General features: G+C 58.8%; 24 protein-coding genes and 3 pseudogenes. 15 read left to right on the top strand and 12 right to left on the bottom strand.

Translation table 11 applies throughout. The features are described from left to right. Positions 1 to 118 precede the first annotated feature (118 nt). Together ACO5JD_RS01520 and ACO5JD_RS01515 are read left to right on the top strand one after the other, a co-directional pair. Positions 119 to 298 carry a hypothetical protein gene (locus tag ACO5JD_RS01520; RefSeq protein ID WP_484987364.1) on the top strand — a complete coding sequence of 60 codons (180 nt, stop codon included), beginning with the start codon at positions 119 to 121 and terminating at the stop codon, positions 296 to 298. Between the two features lie 50 nt (positions 299 to 348). Then, positions 349 to 468 (top strand): annotated as a pseudogene (locus ACO5JD_RS01515) (transposase); the annotation flags it as partial. 479 nt (positions 469 to 947) lie between these two features. Here ACO5JD_RS01515 and ACO5JD_RS01510 read toward each other — a convergent pair. The 4 genes and pseudogenes from ACO5JD_RS01510 to ACO5JD_RS01495 form a co-directional block, all read right to left on the bottom strand. Continuing rightward, entirely contained in the window at positions 948 to 1,196 is a 249-nt protein-coding gene (locus ACO5JD_RS01510) for a hypothetical protein (RefSeq protein WP_484987179.1), read from the bottom strand. Positions 1,197 to 1,868: 672 nt separating this feature from the next. Then, a pseudogene (locus ACO5JD_RS01505) lies at positions 1,869 to 2,009 on the bottom strand (transposase); the annotation flags it as partial. Between the two features lie 24 nt (positions 2,010 to 2,033). Further along, a complete protein-coding gene (locus ACO5JD_RS01500; protein WP_484987177.1) occupies positions 2,034 to 2,276 on the bottom strand; it encodes a hypothetical protein in 243 nt (80 codons plus the stop codon). Positions 2,277 to 2,540: 264 nt separating this feature from the next. Next, entirely contained in the window at positions 2,541 to 4,148 is a 1,608-nt protein-coding gene (locus ACO5JD_RS01495) for an ATP-binding cassette domain-containing protein (RefSeq protein ID WP_484987175.1), read from the bottom strand. A gap of 440 nt (positions 4,149 to 4,588) precedes the next feature. On the opposite strand from ACO5JD_RS01495, the gene ACO5JD_RS01490 reads away from it, so the two are divergent. Genes ACO5JD_RS01490 through ACO5JD_RS01480 form a run of 3 tightly spaced genes read left to right on the top strand, consistent with a single transcriptional unit; the run spans position 4,589 to position 5,777 of the window. Further along, positions 4,589 to 5,107 carry a transposase gene (locus ACO5JD_RS01490; protein ID WP_484987173.1) on the top strand — a complete coding sequence of 173 codons (519 nt, stop codon included), beginning with the start codon at positions 4,589 to 4,591 and terminating at the stop codon, positions 5,105 to 5,107. Between the two features lie 8 nt (positions 5,108 to 5,115). Further along, complete coding sequence (locus tag ACO5JD_RS01485; protein ID WP_484987171.1) at positions 5,116 to 5,253, top strand: transposase; 138 nt, start codon at positions 5,116 to 5,118, stop codon at positions 5,251 to 5,253. Then, positions 5,250 to 5,777, top strand: coding sequence for a transposase (locus ACO5JD_RS01480; protein WP_484987362.1), 528 nt, complete (start codon positions 5,250 to 5,252; stop codon positions 5,775 to 5,777). Before ACO5JD_RS01485 ends, ACO5JD_RS01480 begins: the two co-directional genes overlap by 4 nt. A gap of 168 nt (positions 5,778 to 5,945) precedes the next feature. On the opposite strand, the gene ACO5JD_RS01475 is transcribed toward ACO5JD_RS01480, so the two are convergent. The 7 genes from ACO5JD_RS01475 to ACO5JD_RS01445 form a co-directional block, all read right to left on the bottom strand. Next, positions 5,946 to 6,302: a hypothetical protein gene (locus tag ACO5JD_RS01475; protein ID WP_484987169.1), complete on the bottom strand. Its 357-nt coding sequence runs from the start codon at positions 6,300 to 6,302 to the stop codon at positions 5,946 to 5,948. An 86-nt stretch (positions 6,303 to 6,388) separates the two neighbouring features. Beyond that, positions 6,389 to 6,598 (bottom strand): hypothetical protein, encoded by a 210-nt coding sequence (locus ACO5JD_RS01470; protein ID WP_484987167.1) that lies wholly within the window; start codon positions 6,596 to 6,598, stop codon positions 6,389 to 6,391. A 76-nt stretch (positions 6,599 to 6,674) separates the two neighbouring features. Beyond that, a complete protein-coding gene (locus ACO5JD_RS01465) occupies positions 6,675 to 7,934 on the bottom strand; it encodes a hypothetical protein (protein WP_484987165.1) in 1,260 nt (419 codons plus the stop codon). Next, positions 7,931 to 8,914, bottom strand: coding sequence for a radical SAM protein (locus ACO5JD_RS01460; RefSeq protein ID WP_484987163.1), 984 nt, complete (start codon positions 8,912 to 8,914; stop codon positions 7,931 to 7,933). Before ACO5JD_RS01460 ends, ACO5JD_RS01465 begins: the two co-directional genes overlap by 4 nt. A gap of 159 nt (positions 8,915 to 9,073) precedes the next feature. Then, the gene (locus tag ACO5JD_RS01455; protein WP_484987161.1) at positions 9,074 to 9,322 is read right to left on the bottom strand and encodes a hypothetical protein; all 249 of its coding nucleotides are present in this window, start codon (positions 9,320 to 9,322) and stop codon (positions 9,074 to 9,076) included. 32 nt (positions 9,323 to 9,354) lie between these two features. Then, entirely contained in the window at positions 9,355 to 9,702 is a 348-nt protein-coding gene (locus tag ACO5JD_RS01450) for a transposase (protein WP_484987159.1), read from the bottom strand. Then, the gene (locus ACO5JD_RS01445) at positions 9,699 to 10,019 is read right to left on the bottom strand and encodes an IS3 family transposase (RefSeq protein WP_484987157.1); all 321 of its coding nucleotides are present in this window, start codon (positions 10,017 to 10,019) and stop codon (positions 9,699 to 9,701) included. The genes ACO5JD_RS01450 and ACO5JD_RS01445 overlap by 4 nt, the downstream gene beginning before the upstream one ends. 609 nt (positions 10,020 to 10,628) lie before the next feature. On the opposite strand from ACO5JD_RS01445, the pseudogene istA reads away from it, so the two are divergent. The 10 genes and pseudogenes from istA to ACO5JD_RS01395 all read left to right on the top strand — a co-directional run. After that, a pseudogene (gene istA / locus ACO5JD_RS01440) lies at positions 10,629 to 11,534 on the top strand (IS21 family transposase); the annotation flags it as partial. Between the two features lie 567 nt (positions 11,535 to 12,101). After that, a complete protein-coding gene (locus ACO5JD_RS01435; RefSeq protein WP_484987372.1) occupies positions 12,102 to 12,293 on the top strand; it encodes a hypothetical protein in 192 nt (63 codons plus the stop codon). A gap of 12 nt (positions 12,294 to 12,305) precedes the next feature. Next, positions 12,306 to 12,737 carry an ATP-binding protein gene (locus tag ACO5JD_RS01430; RefSeq protein ID WP_484987155.1) on the top strand — a complete coding sequence of 144 codons (432 nt, stop codon included), beginning with the start codon at positions 12,306 to 12,308 and terminating at the stop codon, positions 12,735 to 12,737. Positions 12,738 to 13,074: 337 nt separating this feature from the next. After that, entirely contained in the window at positions 13,075 to 13,482 is a 408-nt protein-coding gene (locus ACO5JD_RS01425; RefSeq protein WP_484987153.1) for a YraN family protein, read from the top strand. Positions 13,483 to 13,659: 177 nt separating this feature from the next. Continuing rightward, a complete protein-coding gene (locus ACO5JD_RS01420; protein WP_484987151.1) occupies positions 13,660 to 13,788 on the top strand; it encodes a hypothetical protein in 129 nt (42 codons plus the stop codon). A 210-nt stretch (positions 13,789 to 13,998) separates the two neighbouring features. Beyond that, positions 13,999 to 14,469, top strand: a complete 471-nt coding sequence (gene dcm / locus ACO5JD_RS01415) for a DNA (cytosine-5-)-methyltransferase (protein ID WP_484987149.1) — start codon at positions 13,999 to 14,001, stop codon at positions 14,467 to 14,469. Next, positions 14,381 to 15,061 (top strand): type II restriction endonuclease, encoded by a 681-nt coding sequence (locus ACO5JD_RS01410; protein WP_484987147.1) that lies wholly within the window; start codon positions 14,381 to 14,383, stop codon positions 15,059 to 15,061. Before dcm ends, ACO5JD_RS01410 begins: the two co-directional genes overlap by 89 nt. A gap of 227 nt (positions 15,062 to 15,288) precedes the next feature. Beyond that, positions 15,289 to 15,714, top strand: a complete 426-nt coding sequence (locus tag ACO5JD_RS01405) for a hypothetical protein (RefSeq protein ID WP_484987145.1) — start codon at positions 15,289 to 15,291, stop codon at positions 15,712 to 15,714. Positions 15,715 to 15,719: 5 nt separating this feature from the next. Continuing rightward, the gene (locus ACO5JD_RS01400; protein ID WP_484987143.1) at positions 15,720 to 16,958 is read left to right on the top strand and encodes a relaxase/mobilization nuclease domain-containing protein; all 1,239 of its coding nucleotides are present in this window, start codon (positions 15,720 to 15,722) and stop codon (positions 16,956 to 16,958) included. Further along, the gene (locus ACO5JD_RS01395; RefSeq protein WP_484987141.1) at positions 16,955 to 17,500 is read left to right on the top strand and encodes a hypothetical protein; all 546 of its coding nucleotides are present in this window, start codon (positions 16,955 to 16,957) and stop codon (positions 17,498 to 17,500) included. The genes ACO5JD_RS01400 and ACO5JD_RS01395 overlap by 4 nt, the downstream gene beginning before the upstream one ends. Before the next feature lie 210 nt (positions 17,501 to 17,710). Here the strand turns inward: ACO5JD_RS01395 and ACO5JD_RS01390 are convergent, their stop codons facing one another. Then, positions 17,711 to 18,799: an ArdC family protein gene (locus ACO5JD_RS01390; protein ID WP_484987139.1), complete on the bottom strand. Its 1,089-nt coding sequence runs from the start codon at positions 18,797 to 18,799 to the stop codon at positions 17,711 to 17,713. Between the last annotated feature and the right edge of the window lie 77 nt (positions 18,800 to 18,876).

The raw sequence follows: 18,876 nt of genomic DNA, 5'->3' as shown, positions 1-18,876 counted from the left end.
CTTCTTATTGAAAGTAAGCAGTGGCCACTTCCGACGCCTGCGAGGGGCTGGTGGCGGCCGTCCACTCGGCGCTGCCCGGGCCGCCTGGCAGCGCTGCCAGGCACACTTCTTGCACAACGTGGCCGAGGCCGCCCCGAAGGGGCTCAGGGCCGGGCTGCGCAGTAAGCTCGCTGAGATGTTCAACTGCCCTGACAGGGCGTCGGCCAAGCGCAGGCGCGACGAGATTGCCACCGACTATCGCGAGAGGGCCCCGAGGGCAATCGAGCAGCTGCTCGAGGGCTTCGACGACACGATGTGACCGTGATGGCACTGCCCGCCGGCGACATGCGCCGCTGCACCCGCACGCTGAACTACCTCGAGCTCCTCAACCGCGAGATCAAGCGCCGCTCGTGGGCGGTCGGTGTTTTCCCGAGCCCGGAGTCTGCGCTCAGGCTCGCGACGGCGCTGCTCATGCGGGAGGCGCATGAGCTGTAATCTCTTGGTGGACAGTGGGATTCAGGGACTGGCAACAGATATGCTCTGTCCAGATACCCACCCAGCACAGTCAGCAGATTGGATAGATGAGATGTCGGTGAGCGCAAGCGAGATAGAGAAGGCAAAGTCCCGCACGAAGCCGGAAACACCCAGTCACTACACTGCAGGAGTATTGCCTCGAGGCTGTCGACTACTACAGGAAGGCGCGTAAGGCCGACCCGAAGAAGAGCATCAGGGGATGCGCCGCGAAGCTTGAGGCCAACGACAAGACCTTAAACGACTGGATTATCAAGCACAACAAGACCGGAAGGGTGACCCAGGCAAGAACCGACGAGCACAAGCAGCTCGATGCAGTGAACAGGCACATACACGAGCTCGAAAGCGAGAATAAGTTCCTAAAAAAGTGGTAGCCTTCTTCGCCGGAAGCCTCCGACGAAGGACAGATTTTAGCTCATGCTGGAGAAGAGGGCAACCTACAGCGTCTCGATGATGGCACGCGTACTGAGGTGAGCAGATCCGGCTTCTACAGATGGCTCAAGGCCGGAGGCGGTGAGGACCCGTGGGGTCCCCTCAAGGAAGCCATCTGCGCGATATGGGAGGAAAGCGACAGGCGCTTTAGCTTTTGCTAGGTCTGATCCAAGCTCACAGGTGACCCGCAGTACGTAAAATTTACAGGCACGACCCGCTACCGCGTGCGCAGGTGCATGGCTGAGCTTGGACATCTGCGACATCTAATCCAATGCCTCCAAGAGGACGACGCTGCCCGATCTGCACGCCCCCGAGCGCAGCGCCCTCACCCGGTGCGACTTTTCGTGTCTTGTGCCGACAGCCAAGCTTATGGGCGATATAACCTATCTCAAGACCACGGCAGGCTTTATATATATCGCCGTCGCACACGATCTGTGCACACACATGGTGGTGGGCTGAAGCATACAGGACAACATGAGGGCAGGGCTTGTCGTCTTTGCCCTGAAGATGGCATATTCGCGCGGATACGTGGCCGGAGGGGCCATATTCTAAGCAGCGCAGACAGCCAGTACACGAGCTCAGAGCTGACCGCCTGCTCAGCCGAGCACGACGTGAGGCTCTCCGTGGGGAGAACCGGAAGCTACCACGACAATACAGTCGCCAAATCGCTTTTCGCCACGCTCAAGAACGAGTGGTACTACCTTGAGCGCCTCTTCGATGTATCCACGACCAAGCACAAGGCACACGAGTTTAATCGAGTCGTACTAAAACCGCTTCCGCCCGCATAAGTCCATAGGAGATCGCGTGCCCGCAGAGGTGATGCAGGAGTTCTTTGAGCGCTTCGAGAGGGACCTTGCATACGATCCGGAGGCGATGCAGACCGCATAAAAAATCTGAGATTCCTCTGTCCATTATATTGACAGGGCTCAAGGGTCTGTCGCCCTCATCAGGAGCTGCGCCACATGGAACCTGTCCACGCTCTGTGCGGCCTGGGGCATCTTGGCGGCGGCCCACAGCGAGTATGCCTCGGCCATATCGCGCGTGACTTCTAAGACCTTCGTGCGGTCCCCTGCGTGCTCCTTAAGCTCGTCTCAGAGCCTGCCCACGGCGCCCTTGTCCCTGCCCTGCGTGACGGACACGGCGCGCTGATGGTCGAAGTTGGCCATGATGCTGATGTAGCTCTGGTTGCGCCTTCTTGCGGTGTCGTCTATCCCTACGCGCACGACATCCGAGTAGCCGGCGGCATCCCTCGCCTCGTCGACGGCCTTGCCCAGCAACCTACATATGCGTGTGTCGGTCTCGTGCATCAGATGCGCTATCGTCGTCACACTCATTCCTGAGAGCGCCATCATTTATCACTTGCGCCTCGAAGAGGGCGGTGAAGTGCGAGTTCGGCCGCACCTCCCAGGGCATCCTTGCGGCATGCACGCCGTCTTTGGGGCAGTCGGCCCTGGGCAGCGCGCAGTGCACGATGGTCTCGTATTGCCAGATGTCGAGATGACACAAGGTCCTCTCGCATGTCGTAGGTGCCGCACATCCTGTGACATACTGGGCATTCCACTGTCTGGCCCTTCGCCTCAGCAAGCGATAGAATAAGGTTATAAATGCACTATCTCATCAGTCACGGATGCCAGCTTTCTGTCATGGGTCATGACGATAATCATCTGGTGTGAAGGGTTCCGGCTGATATAACTCATAAGCTCTCCTTTTGCTTTGTCATCCAAGCCTGCGCAGGGCTCATCAAGAATGAGCACATCAGCAGGTTTTCTCAAAGCCAACCATAAAACGAGCGATTTCAATTCCCCTTCAGATAATTGCTCACACTTCTTATCAAGCAAGTTTTGAACCTTGGCAACCATTTCGGGAACCTTATGATTGCTTTCCCTCAAGAGCAAGTGCACCGACTTAACATCGACTCGCGTTCTGAAGGCAATATACTCTCTCACGGTCATGTCATTTGCGTTGAGGCTTTGCGGAACGGCTGAGAAACACAGTCTTCTCACGCTCTCGATAGAAAGGTCTCGAAGGGGATGCCCATCATATAGCACAGAGTCATTAGAGTCGTAAAGTCCCGTCAAAAGCTTGAGAAGCGTACTTTTCCCTGAACCATTAGGACCCATGACAGCTATTGATTCTCCACGGTTGAAAACGGTACATAGGCCATCAAAAAGCACTCTCTTCCTACCGCTCTGCCGTATCGAATAGGTGAGATCGTTAACTTCTATCTGTCCGATGTGATCTATCCTCATCGACCCGTCATAGAGTTCATGGATTGACTCTATAGAGCCGATACGGCTGAAGGAGGCCTTCGCATCCTGATATTGACTAAAGAAGCCTATATAGTATTTCGCGCTCTGCATGACCATTGTGAAATATGTGATCGCCATAGTCAGCTCACCTATGGTCATCTCACCCCGAATGATGCGTATCCCAGCAAATAGGAGCACTATCACCTGAAACAAGGTCGATACCATTCCGTCAATCGAGGAGAAGAGATAGGAGATGCGTCCTTGGGCTACGACCACCGGCAAATACTGCTCGAAAGCGCGATGGAGTTCTCTCTGATACCCCTCGAAGTCTGCCGCAAGCTGTATATCGAAAACTTGGCTCACTTGGGAATTGATTATGTTAAAGAAGACGCTATCAGCCTCTTTCTTTTTGAATGATGCCGCATAAAGAGGATCTTTAATCTTTACGAACAAAAATACGTATGCCGCAATCAAACCTAAAGAAAGCAGGAAGAGCATGAAGTCAATGAATGCAAACATAACCAAGACAAAGATGACGAGAAGTGCATTCAAGATTACGGACAGATAGTTTGATATAACAAAGGAGGTAACGGCATTTGCGTCAGTTGTGATCCGCTGAGAGGTATAACCGTTTTCCATTTCCTCAACATGCTTTAAATCGGCGTGCTGAAATCTACCTATAATCCCCGCGAGTATAGAGAAAGACGTTTCGCTCGATACTTTAACAGAGACTATTCCTGCGATGTAGGAGAAGATTACGCTCAGCAAACCAATACACGCCAGGACGAAGGAGAAGCTTATCACTGCATTCATGCTCGTGTCATAAACCAAAAAATCCACGAATCGTCCGTTGAGGAAAGGGAAAGCTGAACTCATCAGAAAGCTGGCTATGGAGACCGCTGTCAGCAAGACCGATCCCTTACAGCCGAACATCCTCTTCAATACGCTTTTGAACACGGGAGCTTCTTTCCTTTTGGCTCAATCCCAAAACCTGTTGATATGACGCCATGTGGGACGGAGATATAGTACGAATATAAAAAATGGATCTCGTATAATTGTGTGTGACCAAACATACAAAATAGGAGATTCATATGAATGCTAACACATGGCCGCTTATTCAGGGAGAATTGCTTGATACAAGATCAGAAGATCTTCGTGCTGATATCTATGATCTGTTTGATTAAACATCTGATATATAGATCCAGAGTGGCATTTTAGCATTCTCATCAGGTCTGCCCTCCTTCACCCAGGTTGGTATGCCTGAGATGGCCGTTAAAGAGATCTCTGTGAGCACATCATCTAGACCTGCCAAGCGCAAAGTCACTGAATACTTCTTTAAGGGAAAGCTGAATCGTCTGAACAGACAGCCGGTCTAGTGCAGCTTCTGTGGCCAGGAAATGGTGTACAACGGCACAGTCGAGGTTAACTTGAAACACATTGCTATGGGAGGTATCTATACTCACATCGTTGTATCCAAGCAAAGAGCACTCTGCCAGAATAAGAACTGTCCGCTCAGCACCTATACAGAACCACTAGATTTCAAGGCTCAGGGACATCTGATTAGAGCTGCTCTTGAGAACTATACATGCGATCTGCTTCGCTTTGGACTGACAATGAAGGGAATATCCATCATTAACGGTTCAAGCAAGAATACCGTCAAGGAGATCGATAAGAAGCATCTTCAGGAACTGTATACCGTTAACGGTAAAGGTAAGGAACTGAAGGAGCCTACAGAATACTCGGAGTATCTTGGCAATGATGAATTCCTTCTTCATAAAGGCCAAAAATACGCTACGTTGATCATGAACATGAAGAGCGGAGATGTGCTCTACCTTGCCTATGGCAAGAAGAAACAGGCTGTATATGACTTTATTGACTGGATCGGCATCGACTGGATGAAAATGTCAAGGCCGTAGCCTGTGATATGAACGGTGGCTTTGAAGAAGCTTTCAAGGAACGCTGTGAATGGCTGGACATTGTCTATGAACATTTCCATCTGATCAAAAACTTCAATGACAAGGTGGTATCAAAAGTCCGTAAAGAGGAACAAAAAAACGCCTGATAGAAGAAGGCAATACAGAAGCTGCCAAAGCTCTCAATGGCTCCAAATATGTCCTGATGACAAATACTGAGACCAGGAATCAGAAAGAGAAAGCTGCCAAAGCTGGCAAAATCATTGCCAAAGGTAGCCATCTGTTCAAAAAGCCGGAGGTGAAGCAGGAAACAAGAATTGAAGAAGAATACAAGAAGCTGTCGGATGAAAACAAGCTGTTCTTCACCATGAATCTGGTAGAAGAATATCTTAATAAAGCTTGCAAAGCAAATACCGAAAGAGGCATGAAGATTCACATTAACCGGATCATGCGCACCTGCAAAGCAACAGAGAACAAGCATTTCATATGGTTTGCCAAGCTGCTTAAGAACCACATGAAAGGAATTATCTCTCATGCACGAGTTCATATCTCATCCGGCAAAGTTGAAGGAACCAACAAGATGATCAAAACACTGAGACACAAAGGATACAGCTATCCGGATGATGAATATTTCTTCCTTAAGATCATTGATGCCGGCAGGAAATTCTCATGACCTCTGAGGTTATCTATAAACAGGAATTATGACTGAACCTTCCTTTTTCAGGAATTAAAAATGAATGCAGCCAATCCTCAAAAAAGCATATAAGGGCAAGTTTGAGCGACTCCCACCTTCAATGCAACTAAGTGCTATCAGCTTTCAATCCAGAAGATTCCCTATGCTTTATGAGAAGAGCGACCCATTAAAGTGATGAATCGATACGAACGTCACCACCATCCCTGCGATACAGAGCGCTACGCCGAGCACCAATGTGATGAGGCTTCCCGTCCAAACAGGGAGAGAAGCTCCTGAAGCCGTCGCTGTATACGCTGTGACTAAGGCGATACCAGTTCCAAGTATCGTCATTCCGCAGCCGCTGTATCGCGCCAATCTCGGCAAATCGTTCGGATCTGTAGTCGCCCTATGGTAATCATGGAGCAGGTTCGTTTTGCCGGTTACCAGCATATACACGCCCATAAGGCCTATGAGCAGCGAGATTGCCAACCCGAGGACAAGCGATATGAATGTGCCAGTTGTCATGATGCATCTCCGCACTGAATTAGTTTTAGAAGCCGCTGATAGCTGAACCGAATCGTCTACAATAAGCTCAACAAATCACATAATACTTAATATGTTTTTGCGTTTACCCAATTGACCGCATTTACCCAAAGCGCGACATTCGCGCCGACTGCATAATTGAGACCGGCGACAATGTCATATCCGACAGCAGCCCAAACAGCAGCTGCCGCTATCGCCACAACAGACTGCGGAGACTGCATCGAACCACTCTTCCCGTTCGTCTTTATCGGTCCCACAGAAGGATTGAATTCAGACATGACTCGTTCTCCTTTCGACTATGAGATAGCGGTTGAGCAAAACTCCGGCTTCGGCTATCAACGGCCAACAAACAAGCTATGCAGGCAACATGATATTTCTGATGTACAGCCCTAATCCATTCATTTCATTCTCGATGTTGCCGACAAATCCGGTCTGTAGACCGAGCTGTTGCCAAGAACTATCGCCTGCAACACTGTAAAGATAGAGTCGGATTGTCCTTCGATTGCATCTCTTAACAGCAATAGGAAACATATTGATCCTGTGAGTCTCTAGGTAAGCTAAAATGTGCACCCATTCTTCATGGCTAGGAAATGCTCCAAAGCAGCCGTAGAAAAACAGTGAGCGTATTTCAGTTGTACGCAGGAATACGACTTGGCTTTTCGTACTTCCGTCATTATTTAAAAGCGATATACATAATCCTTGATTGCCGAGAATCATTAACAAATCATCAACGTTGGAGATACCGGTTTTATGAAGGACTGGGGTAATATATCTCGTTTCGAGCTTTGTGTGTTGCATAAATGATGGTTCATATACAAGTTGCGCCTCACGATAGAGAGCGCTAGACATACGCTGATTTATTGAGCCATCCAGAAAAATCCCATAACTCCAAAGAAGCGCGACCGTGTCGAATACCCTTGCCTCAACACGGAATAAGCTCTCCTTATCTAGACCTTTATCAGCCATGATTTCTATGGCTACATCTTCTAGAGTCTTTTTTCCATCCATAAGTTCGACAATAGCCCTAGAATCATCATTCAGTGTTACATACAAATCTCCTGATGATAAAATGTATCCTTCCTGCGCCTTCCGTATCCGCACTGCATTTTCAAGACAAGGTGCAATTTCCTTAAGAGTCGAGAACGGATATCGTATGGATATGAGCCTTTCGTAACAGATGGGCTTTCCTGACGAAGTACTTATGGACATTTCATTGACGAAACCGAACCTGCCATATTCTTCAGCTTTAGCCTCATCGCAGATTGCCAAAATATCGATTTTATTTTCATCATCCAAATGAAAGATATCTGAGTTGCACGATTCTTTCTGCTTGATGAGAAATGCAAGACCTGCTGACGATATAGCTGAAACCGATGAAGATAACGTAACTATTAAGCCCTGAATTGAATCATTTTCAGGATCGATAAAGCCGTATGCAGTAAACTGTGCCTCAAAAAGAGATTGCCGGATGAATCGCGAACTTATCTGCCCCTCTTTAACGAAGCCGAGAGTGTCAATATAATCGTATCGATTAATATGCTCATTGATTTCTGCCACATCTTTCATGAGCACCCGTGTCGAGTCTTCGGTATAACGTTTGATAAAGTACTTCATGCTTTCCTCGCAGTCTCCGACAGAAGCTCATCTTGAATGTTGAGATTTTGTTCGAGGAATAGTTCCGGGAGCCCAGACCTGCGGGATGTAAGATCTTTAACCTCCATGATATCCTCAAGACATTTCCTAACTATCGGATGCCTGAGCGCACACTCATCTATTCTCAAGTCAAGATATTCGTTAAGGGCTCGACTTTTGAGATCCCAAATGGAAATCGGAAGGTAAGGTGATACCAATATCTCACCATAGGCATTAACGGCGACTTGCGGAATTCTTCCCTCTTCCTGATACATAAAGAAGTGGTCTATGGGATCTCCCCAAGTCACACGTATTTTTGAGGTATTCTTATACATGTCGAGCATCTCACTTAACTCTTCATATTCTTCTTCAGTGAGGCATAAATCCTTATAATTCTCTTCGCCCCTACCCAATGGCATGAGCGGTTGGACGCGTATTTCAGAGACTCCGACTTTTTCACAATACTGGATAATCGCAGGGAACTCTCTAAGGCTCTTGCGGTGGGGCAATGTTGATACCATGACATCAAAACCCTGCTGCAGAGAAATCTCAATGGTGCGGAAGACCTTCTTCAGTTGGCCGCCAGATTGGCGTACGAAATCATATGACTCTTCCGTAAACCCATCGAGACTGAATTGGACGGTGCGCACACCAGAATCATAAATCTCTCTTGCGATGTCCTCATTCCAAAGAAGGCCATTGCTGACCATGGACAGTGCTGTAGATGGATTGCTCTCCTTAATGGTACGAGCCACCATAAGAAGGGCGTCTTTACGACAAAGCGGCTCTCCCCCGCAGAGACATATTGAGGAAAAGTCATGAGAGCTAAGCTCAAGGGCGACATGATGAAGCTGGCTATCGTCCATTTCAGGAAACGGGCAGACTCCGCTGAAATTATAGCAATGACGACAATGAAGATTGCACCGATAGGTAATGTCCAGAGATGCTGAATTGATATACATCTTAGGCCCTCGTTCTCTAAGAAGTTGTTTTCTATTCAAACGGCACCTTATTAGCAAACTAGCATATGTTTCTTTAATTTTACACGTCTAGTTCTTTAATTTTACTTGATTTTAATGAAGAAATCATCCTTTGCACAATGTGCAGATGCGTCTGAACCGCTAGTCCTTCGAGCTGGGCTTTATGCCGTAGAACTCCCTGTCTGACAGCGTCTTCGGGACGCGCATTGCGCGGTCCAGCACCCTGACGGCCTTCCCCATCTTGTCTTCGGAGCCATTCATCATGACGTGGAACAGCTCGAGCCAGCCTGGGAGGTCGTCCCTGTCGAATCCGGAGTGCGAGTTGAGGAAGGTCTCCAGCAGGAAGCACAGACGGTTCACCTCCCTGAGCGGGTTCTCCTTGTCAGGCATGCGCGAGGTACCGCTTTTCTGTACCGTTCTCGCTAGGCTGCAAGGGCTAGGCTTTGCCTGTATGCCAAGGGGCTCATCGAGCCCAGCGAGCGCCTGATCCTCTTTGTGTTATGCCACTCCATGCGGTCATCGATCCTTTTCCTGAGCTCCTCTAGGCTGACACCCTCCCAGTCCCTCCCGTAGAGCATCTCGTTCTTCATGGTGCCGAAGAAGCCCTCCATGCGGGAGTCGTCGGGAGAGCTGCCCCTCCTCGATACCGGGCGGATGATTCCCGCCTCCCTGCAGATCGATATCCACCCGGGCCACCGGTAGTGGCATCCGCAGTCGCTGTGGACGACGGGGCGGGCCCTCTTGCCGGCGGGGACCGAGAACTGTGTCACGTCCGCGGGCCACGGGAAGTTGGGAAGCCCTGCCTGACCTCGTTGCCCGGATGCTCCGTGACCTCGCCCGCGTAGGAGCCGTGGCGCCGCTTCGGCTTCGTCCCGCCCCGGGCCTCGAGCCCCTCCCCGGCCATGATGCGGGCGATCCCGCGCTCCCCGATGGTCTCGCCCCCCGCCTCGGGCTCGTCGCGGGTGCGGCGCCTTCCGTAGGCGCCGCCGTTGGCGTCGAAGACCTCCGAGATCCTCCTGCGGGCCTCCTCGTCCCTGTCGGGGGCGCGGAGCGCTCCCTGCTGGTACTGGTAGCTTGACAGGGCCATCCCGAGCGCCGAGAGAAGCCCGCACGGCCTCCATTTGGGACGCGGGGCACCGAACGGCAGGGTCTTCTCCCCGTTCGCGGGCTCGTTTGCCGGGCCGGCGCCCGTCCCTTTTCCCAGGACCCCGAGGGCACCCTCCGTGATGCCGCGCCCGGGCCCGAGCTCCTCGAGCTCGGCCTCGAGAGCGGCGATGTCCGCCTGGGCCGCGGGCGGCCTTCCCGCGTCCGCGCGGGCTTGCTGGGGCGGTCTTCGGGCATCGGGGGCTCCTCCCTGAGCGGCTCGCGCTCCCACTTGCAGGGCGCGGATACCGTGCATCCTACCAGGCCGGCGACCTCCTGGGCGGACGATGCCCGAGATGCCGGGGCCCTGGCGGCAGCGGCCCTCTCGGACGCGCCGAACGCCCTGGGCTGCGTCGCCCTTCTCTCGCCGGGCGCATGCTCGCCGGTGTTGATGTTCACTAAGAAGTGGTCCGAGTAACCACTGGGAAATGAGCACCTTGAACACGAGAAATTGAGCAGTTTAAGCAGGAGGGCCACGCCCCGGGGACCGGGGGCGCGGCCCTCGCCGTATGGTTTCCCCGGGCGGTTACTTTGGCGAGCCCGCCCGGGAAGGATGGAGGAGATGACCGTGCCCCTGGACACAGTGAATGATATACGGTCGATGGATGCCGCCGGGCGCTCGAGGTCCGAGGCCGCCCGAGTGCTCCACGTGAGCCGGAACACCGTGGCGAAGTACGCCGACATGGAGGACATGTCGCCCGCCGCGCCGATGCCCCGGAGGAGGGGCAGGCCCGCGCTCGAGGGCAACGAGGAATGGGTCATGGGCGTTCTCGAGGCCGACCTCGGGGCCCCGAGGAAGCAGCGCCACACCGCCAGGCGGATCTACGACAGGCTCGTCGCCGAGCGCGGCTACGCAGGCTCGTACACCACCGTGCAGCGGTTCGTCCGCGACCTCAGACTCGCCCGGGCGGCGGGTGGAGAGGGGTACCTCGAGCCCGGGTGGGCGCCCGGCACCTGCCAGGTCGATTTCGGGAACTTCCGCGCCGCGATCGGCGGGAGGACCCTCGGCCCCATGCTGCTGGTCGCGACGCTCCCGCACTCGAACGACCGGCAATGCGTCGCCCTCATGTCGCAGAGGTCGGAGTGCCTGTGCGCCGGGCTGCCCGGGATCTTCCGCCGCTGGGGCCGCGCCCCGGCGGCGATGGTGCTCGACAACGCCACCGAGGCGGGCGGAATGGTGCTCGGCGAGGTCACGGAATCGAGGCTGTTCTCGCAGTTCAGAGCCCATTACCGCTTCGAGAGCCGGTACTGCAGCCCCTATTCGGGAAACGAGAGGGGCTCCGTCGAGAACGCCGTGGGGTTCCTACGGCGCAACCTCCTCGTCCCCGTGCCGGCGTTCGGCACGCTCCCCGAGCTCAACGCGTTCCTCGCCGAGGGATGCGCGAGGGTCAACGCGGCGGCGCGCTGCCGTGACGGCAGGCCGCACGGGGAGGCCTACCGGGAGGACCTCGCCGCCATGCGCGCCCTTCCCGGCGCGGAGTTCGACGCGGTGAGGTGGGTCACCGCCCGCGCCGACAAGCGCGGCTACGTCGAGGCCGACGGGTCGCCGTCCTCCCCAGGGCCTTCGGGGAGGGCCCCGCGGTCCGGAACCCCCTCTCGCTCGTGCCCGCCGTCATCGCCAGGCCCAGGACCTTCGGGGAGTCGACGATCGGGCGCGACATGCCGCCGGGGCTCGTCGAGGGGGTCGGTCGGATGGACTCCGCCGGCAGGAGGCGCACGCTCAGGTCGATCGGCCGGGCGAGCGAGTCCTCGGGCTTCGAGGCGGCCTGCGAGGCGGCGCTCGGGGTCGTCGAGGGCGCCGCGTCCCCGACGACGCCACGGTCGACGTGCTGGCGAGGCGCATCGCGGGAGGCGGCGGCGAGGCCGGTGGCGCCGACCTGTCGGTCTACGACGGGTTCCTGAGGGGGGCGGTCACCGATGGCCGCCAGCGGGGAGCTGGCCCGCAGGGTCGTGGAGGCCGGGCGGTCGCGCTCGCTCGCCACCGCCCGGCCTGGAGGAGTGGTCGAGGCTCGGCACCCCGAAGCAGGTGGAGTGCCTAGCGGGCTACCTCGAGGCGGAGAGGCCCGGCCGCGAGGCCTCGAAGCGCGCGACGCTGCTCAGGCGCTGCGCGCTGCCGGCGCCCAAGACCTTCGACGGCTACGACTGGTCGGCCGTGTCGTGGCCGGAGGACATGGGGCGCGAGTTGCCGCTCGCGCCCGACTTCGTCGAGCGCAGGTAGGACCTCGTGCCCGTGGGTGACTTCGGCACCGGCAAGACGCACATGGCGTCGGCCCTCTGCGCGCTGGCGTGCGAGAGGAGGCTCGAGGCGCGCTTCTTCACGGCGGCCTCGATCGTGATGCGCCTGAGGCGCGCCCGCGACGACGGGAGGCTCGACCGGGAGGCCGCGCTCATCGGCAAGGCTCGCCTGCTCGTCATAGACGAGCTCGGGTTTCTCCCGCTCGACGCGGACGGGGCGAGGCTGCTCTTCCAGGTCTTCGCCGACGCATACGAGAGGCAGTCGGTGGTAATCACCACGAACCTGGAGTCCGGCAGGTGGGGGTCGTTGTTCGGGGACGACCAGATGGCCGCCGCCGTGATCGACCGCATCGTCCACCACGGGAGGCTCGTCCAGTTCCGCGGCGAGTCCTACCGCGTCCGCCATGCCCTCATGCAGGAGAGCTAGCCGCTCAAAAAGCGTGCGCGCCTCCGATGCTCGGGCTGCTCAATTTCCGATGCTCTTTTTGCTCAAATTCTCTTGACGAAACACAGACGGGGATAGCCGCTTCATCCCCTATCCTCGCGCCCGTCGAAAGCGCCCGGCCGGCGCAGGAGCACACTGTGCTCCTGCGCCGACACCTCCACGCCCTCCCTCGCCCAAGACGCTGGCACAGGGAGCAAGCACCTCTTCCCGCTCCCTGATGGCCCGCGCGACGGACCGGCGCTGCGCCCCGCCACGCGGGCCTTGCCGCTCTTTGGGCGAGGGAGGGCAAAGGGCCTTCCCACGTCCCAGGGAGGTCACCATGACCGAGAAGACAGAGGGTACCGCGACCATGGCCGAGGAGGGACTCGCCGCCACGTGCGAGGGCATCGCGAGGGACTACCTCGCCCACAGGGGCTACGGGGTCCGCGCGGCAGACGGCTGGTCCTGCGACTGCGAGGACGCGTCGATAGTGGCCACGGACGGAGACGAGACGGTGCTCGTGGCCGTCATCTCCGCGTACGAGGAGGGCTCGGCCAGGATGCCCGAGCTCAACGTCGGCGCGGCAGAGTTCGCGACGATGAGGCGCGCGTGCCTGCTCTACCTCGCGGACCACGGCGACGTGGACGCGATACGCCACGACGTGGTCTCCATCGTCGTGACGGGAGAGCGCCAGGCGAAGCTCCGCCACCTCATAGGCGCCTGGCAGTGGGCGGAGAGCAGGGAGTGACCTGGGACGTCATAACACAGACACCGCTCACGGCAGGAAGGCGACCGCTCGGAGAAACCCGGGCGGTCGCCCCTTCCAGCCGCCACGGCCGCAGCCAAGCCCTCCCGCGGCCGCCCTCCCCGCCGTCAGGAACACCTGGCGACGGCGGGGAGGGACAATGACGCAATAGTTCCAATCATGAAGGGAGCTTGGGAAGAGCATGAACTTGGGGACATCGTTGAAATCGTTGTCGAAAGGCAGTCGCCAATACCTGTAATCCTTACCATTGAGATGGCGGCATTGACTGATATTCCCGGGAAAGTTTAATGGTCAAGTTTCCACTCATGGAAGCGTAGGGAGGATTACCGAGCCGGGCACTCAAACAGTTCAGAAGTATTGGTTCCAGCAAGCATGAGCTTGACGCGGAGCGAGACGGCCATGCAGAGGTCGTCTAGAGGTCCTCTGGTTCAGGAAGCCCTAGTGGTTCTTGTCGCCCCTGCACTGTATAATTTTCACTCTGAAAGATTGGGAGTGACAATGGTTCGGTTTATCGACCTGTTCGCAGGTATTGGCGGCATACGCATGGGCTTCGAGCAGGCCTTTGCTGACGAGGACCCAAAGACGGTCTTCGTCTCCGAGTGGAACAAGTTCTCAAACAAGACATACGAGGCGAACTTCCAGGACGACTTCAAAATCGTCGGGGACATCACGCAGGTCCCGTCGGAGGACATCCCCGACCACGACATCCTTTTGGCCGGCTTTCCCTGCCAGCCGTTCAGCATAGCAGGCGTCTCCAAGAAAAACTCGATGGGCCGCCCCACGGGGTTCCAAGATAAGACGCAGGGAACACTGTTCTTCGAGGTGGCGCGCATCATCGATGCAAAGAGGCCAAAGGCTTTTTTGCTCGAGAACGTAAAAAATGAGGCGTTTCCCGAGCGGACTCCCCTCGACGGAAGAGTTCTCAGCATACTGCCGCTCGACGCTGGGGGACGTGGACTACATACATGACGACCCAGATGAAATAATCTACATGGCGTACCAGCGCGAGGAGATGCTGTTCAGAGTATACGAGCGTCACGAGGCCGAAGAGGTATTCCCGAAGTTCGTCAACCCAATTGACGTCGACGGGATTCTGTCGTACTCGATGAGCCTTTTCCAGAGGAGGAAGTCTCGCGCCGGAAAGTCCTTGGAGCACTCGGTCGAGGCTCTTCTGACGGCGCGCAATATCAGATATACGGCACAAGCTACGACCGAGAATCATGAGACCCCGGACTTCCTGTTCCCCTCCGAGGAGCTCTACCACGACGAGAGGTTCCCAGCTTCGGGTCTTACGCTTCTTGGTGCTAAGACCACTTGTAAGGATCGTTGGCGTCAGGTTCTCTCCGAGGGGAAGCGGGTGGAGCGCAAACACCTCGTCACCTTGGAGGGAGCCATCAGTACGCGGCAGACAGACGATATGAGGGCAAAGAACCTCCAGCTCGTCGTTCCGGTGCCACTCCACCACACGTATACCGACGAACAACAGGGATGGCTCTGGAGCGTGAGGCAATTCTTCGATCTAGTGACGGCGCGAGAGCGTGAATACGCTATTTACTGCTGACATAGGTTAGGCAGACGGACACCTCGACTATAGGCTAGCAAGTAGCCCATCCTGTACACCCATGGTGGCCAGGATGGACGAGACGGACGGAGCGGACAGGGTGGCCGCGGGATCCGTCCCGATGGCTCAGACTTTCGTCTGTGCCCCGGGAGATGCCTCCGTGGCCGCACCGTCCGAACGTCCCTTCTCTCTGCGGGGGATGCCCCGCGCCCCTGGGGGTGACCGACTTGAGCCGTGACGCCATGCCGAGGCGCCTTAACGTCCGAATCTCCGACGGCGAGCTCGAGGCCCTGGACCAGGCCTCCGCCGAGATGGGCTGCTCCAGGAGCCAGGTCGTGAGGCTCCTGATACACTGCCTCGCGGGCGGCGGGACGCGCATGGGGGCGGGCACCGTCGCCTTCGACTACGAGACCTCCCACGGCATCGTGCGCAACCTGCGCTCCATAGGCACGCTCTACAACCAGTCCGTGGCCGCGCTCAACACCATAGCGAAGGCCGCCCGCGAGTCGCCGGGCGAGGTGACGGCCGAGGACGCGCTCGAGGTCCTCAGAGTCGTGGACGCCGAGATGACCTACGTGGCGGACTCGCTCGGGTGCCTCCGCGAGGACGTGGCGAGGCTCTCCGACAGGCCGGCCGTCTTCCTCTGGAGCTGACCGGCGTGCCGGCGATCAAGGCCATATCTGGGCACACGGGGCTCGCCGCCGCGAGGAGATACCTCGAGCGGGACGGGAGGGCGCTCGCCAGGGACCTCCTGCACTTCTCGCGGATGGACGAGTCCCCGCGCCAGGCGGGACTCGAAGAGGCTCACTTCGACTGGGACGCGGCCATGGACGAGACGAGGCGCGCCAACGGCAACGACGCCCCGTACCGCGGGAGGCCCGCCAGGACCTACAAGCACTACGTGCTCTCCCCCGACCCGCGCGACGGGGTCTCGCTCGCGGACCTGAGGGGGCTCGCCGTGCGCTGGGCCGAGGAGAGCTTCCCGGACTTCCAGGTGTCCATCGTCTACCACGACGACAACGAGGGCCACGTCCCCCACGCTCACGTGATCGTGAACAACACGAACCTCGCCACGGGGAACAGGCTCCGCGACCCCGACCCCGGTCTCCTTAACGGGCGGCTACAGGCGATCGCGCGGGACATGGGGCTCTCGCACTTCGACGGCAGGATCGACGCGCGGCACCCAGACACGCGCAAGCAAGGCTCGAGGGAGAACTATCAGCGGGTCCACGTCGGGCGCGCGGAGGCGGAGCTCTCGTCCAGGGGCGCGTACTCCTGGGTCACCGACATCAGGTCGAGGGTGGACGTCGCCGTCGCCTCCTCGAGGACCGAGGGGGAGCTGCTCGGCAGGCTCTCGCGCCTGGGCGTGGAGACGAGCGTCCATGGCGACGGGAGGGACTGGACCTTCTGCCTCGCGGACCAGCCCGCCAGGAGGGTGAGCGGCACGAGGCTCGGCACCGACTACCGGCGAGAGGACGTGCTCACGAGGCTCGCCGCCCGACGCGGGGAGGCGCTGCTGCCGGACGGCTCCGTCATGGGCGTCGAGGAGGCCGCGCGCCGCGCGATCGAGCTCAGGGACTTCTCCGAGCTCAGGGGGCTCTCCTCCGCCGTCGCCGTGATCGAGGAGACGCGCGCACGCTCCGTCGAGGAGCTCGCGGTCGCGGCCGGGCGATGCGGAGACCCCGGCGAGAGGGAGCGCATCGACGCGGCGATTGCGCTGGCAAGGAGGCACGGCATGCTGCCGGAGCGGCGGGAGGCCGCGGCGCGCGGCGGTCACGCGCGGCGGGACGACGCGCGAGGCGTCACCAGCCGCGACGCGAGGCGCGACGACGAGCCCATCGGCAGGCGGCAGCCAGACCGCGGAGACGGCAGCCGGACGGAGGGGAGGGGGAGATGAGGGTCACGGTGTCGTTCGCCGACGGGCGGGTCGAGGAGTTCGACTCCGACCGGCTCACGTGCCCCGACCCGTTCCCGGGGAGGAGCGTCCTCTCGGACCTCGTCCTCAGCCTTGGGGACGACGGAATGTGGATCGAGCTCGACTACTACGACTCGCAGGGCGTGGCCGAGGGCAAGGTGCTCAGGAGGCGCCGCGGCTGGAGGGCGCAGCTCGCGACGGCAGGGGAGCTGGCGGCGGCGTCCAGGGTGGACGTCGACGGCGCCACGAGGTGGCTGAGGGTGGGCGACGGCCTCGTGGACGTCTCGCGGCTCGAGGACGTCCGCGCCTCGCTTGACGACGGGCCGACCGACCTGCCGGCCCTTGCCGCCTGGGCGTACCGCACTGGCCTCTCCATCCCCGAGGTGGCGGGCGACGACCCGCGCGATGCGGCCGGCAGGGTCTGCGCCTGGGCCGGCGTCCCGACCGAGAGCCTCGAATTCATGTCGCGCGTGCGTGCTACCCTCACGGCAACGTCGGACCCGGCATTCGGAGGTGCGTCATGAGGCGGTCCCTCTCGACCGTAGGCAGGATCACGCTCGCCGTCCTGAGGGGGCTCCTGCGCGTACTCCTCTGGGCGCTGAGGCTGGCGTTTCGCGCCGTGTTCTGAGGGCGCGTTCGCCAAAGCCCCAACCCCATCGTGGCCGGATTGGTCAGGGGCGCTTCCCAGAGGGCCCCAGAGGGGCTCGCGGCGTCACGTATGTCTGCGGCTTCCCCTACTTCGCCCTCATGTCCTCCGGCGCCATGTCGACGGTCGCGAGCCGCGCGGCAGCCTCCCTCGCGCTTCCCGCCCTCTCGGCGAGCGGCCTCTCGTCCCTCGAGCGCGAGCGTGCCCGCTCCGCCCGCGCCTCGTCGTACCTGCCGATGACGAGGTCGGACGCGCGCGACGCCTCCGAGGCGGCCCTCGCGAGGGCGGATGGGTCGTCCCCGATCTCGTCCAGCCAAGACCTGAGGTACGCCGCGTGGTTCTGGGTCCAGGTCTGCACCGACCCTCCCCTCGCGACCGCGGACATGTCGAGCCCCGCGTCCGCAGCGGAGAAGGCGCTCCCGAGCTCCGCGACCAGCTCCTCGAACGCATAGGACTCGTGGTCGCTCGGAAGCGGCCTGCCGAGCTCGCTCGCGGTCGAGTGACACATCTCGTGCATCAGCGTCCTGCAGAAGCCCTCGGCGGACTCGAACTGGCCGCGGAGCGGCATGGTGATCGCGTCCTCGGCCGGGGCGTAGAAGGCGTCGTCGCTCCTCGTCTCCCGCACGGGGCACCTCGACGACGCGATGAGGTCGTCTGCCACCCTCCAGGGTTCCGTCCCCGGATCCGCCGCGCGAGGCTCCATGACGGGCGGGACGCCCTCCACCTGGCTCGCGTTGAAGACCCAGGCGCCCCTCCCCCTCAGGAACCTGTCCCCGCAGACGTCGTCCTCCGAGATCCTCCCCGCGGCGATGAGCTCCCGCGCCCTCTGTACCGTGACGACCGACTGCCTTCCCGCGCGCATGATCGGCACGTACCAGCTCCAGAACTCCACCGTGGCCTGCGCCCTCTCGCCGCGTCGCACGTGCCAGCCGGCGTCCCGCGCCTGGTTGTACGTGACCCACCTGGGGTCCTCGAATCCGCATCGTGCGGACGCGGCCGCGAGGGAGAGCCTGTTGACGCCCCTGTACCGGGCGCCGGTCGCGGCGTTCCTCGCCGACCAGCACCTCTCCCACCCCGCGTACCACGAGAGCCCGTCCTCCTCCATGGCGCTCGCGAGCGACTCCACGAGCCTCGCCCGCCCCTCGGCGAGCGTGTCCCTGCCCTTCTCAGCGCGCATGCCTTCCTCCCTGTAGAAGATGGGGCGACCCGTCCGGGCCGCCCCGCTATCTTTGCCGCTACTCCTCGCGATCGTCT

The organism is Olegusella sp., from assembly GCF_057238325.1.
This window is presented reverse-complemented; position numbering and strand designations above follow the sequence as displayed.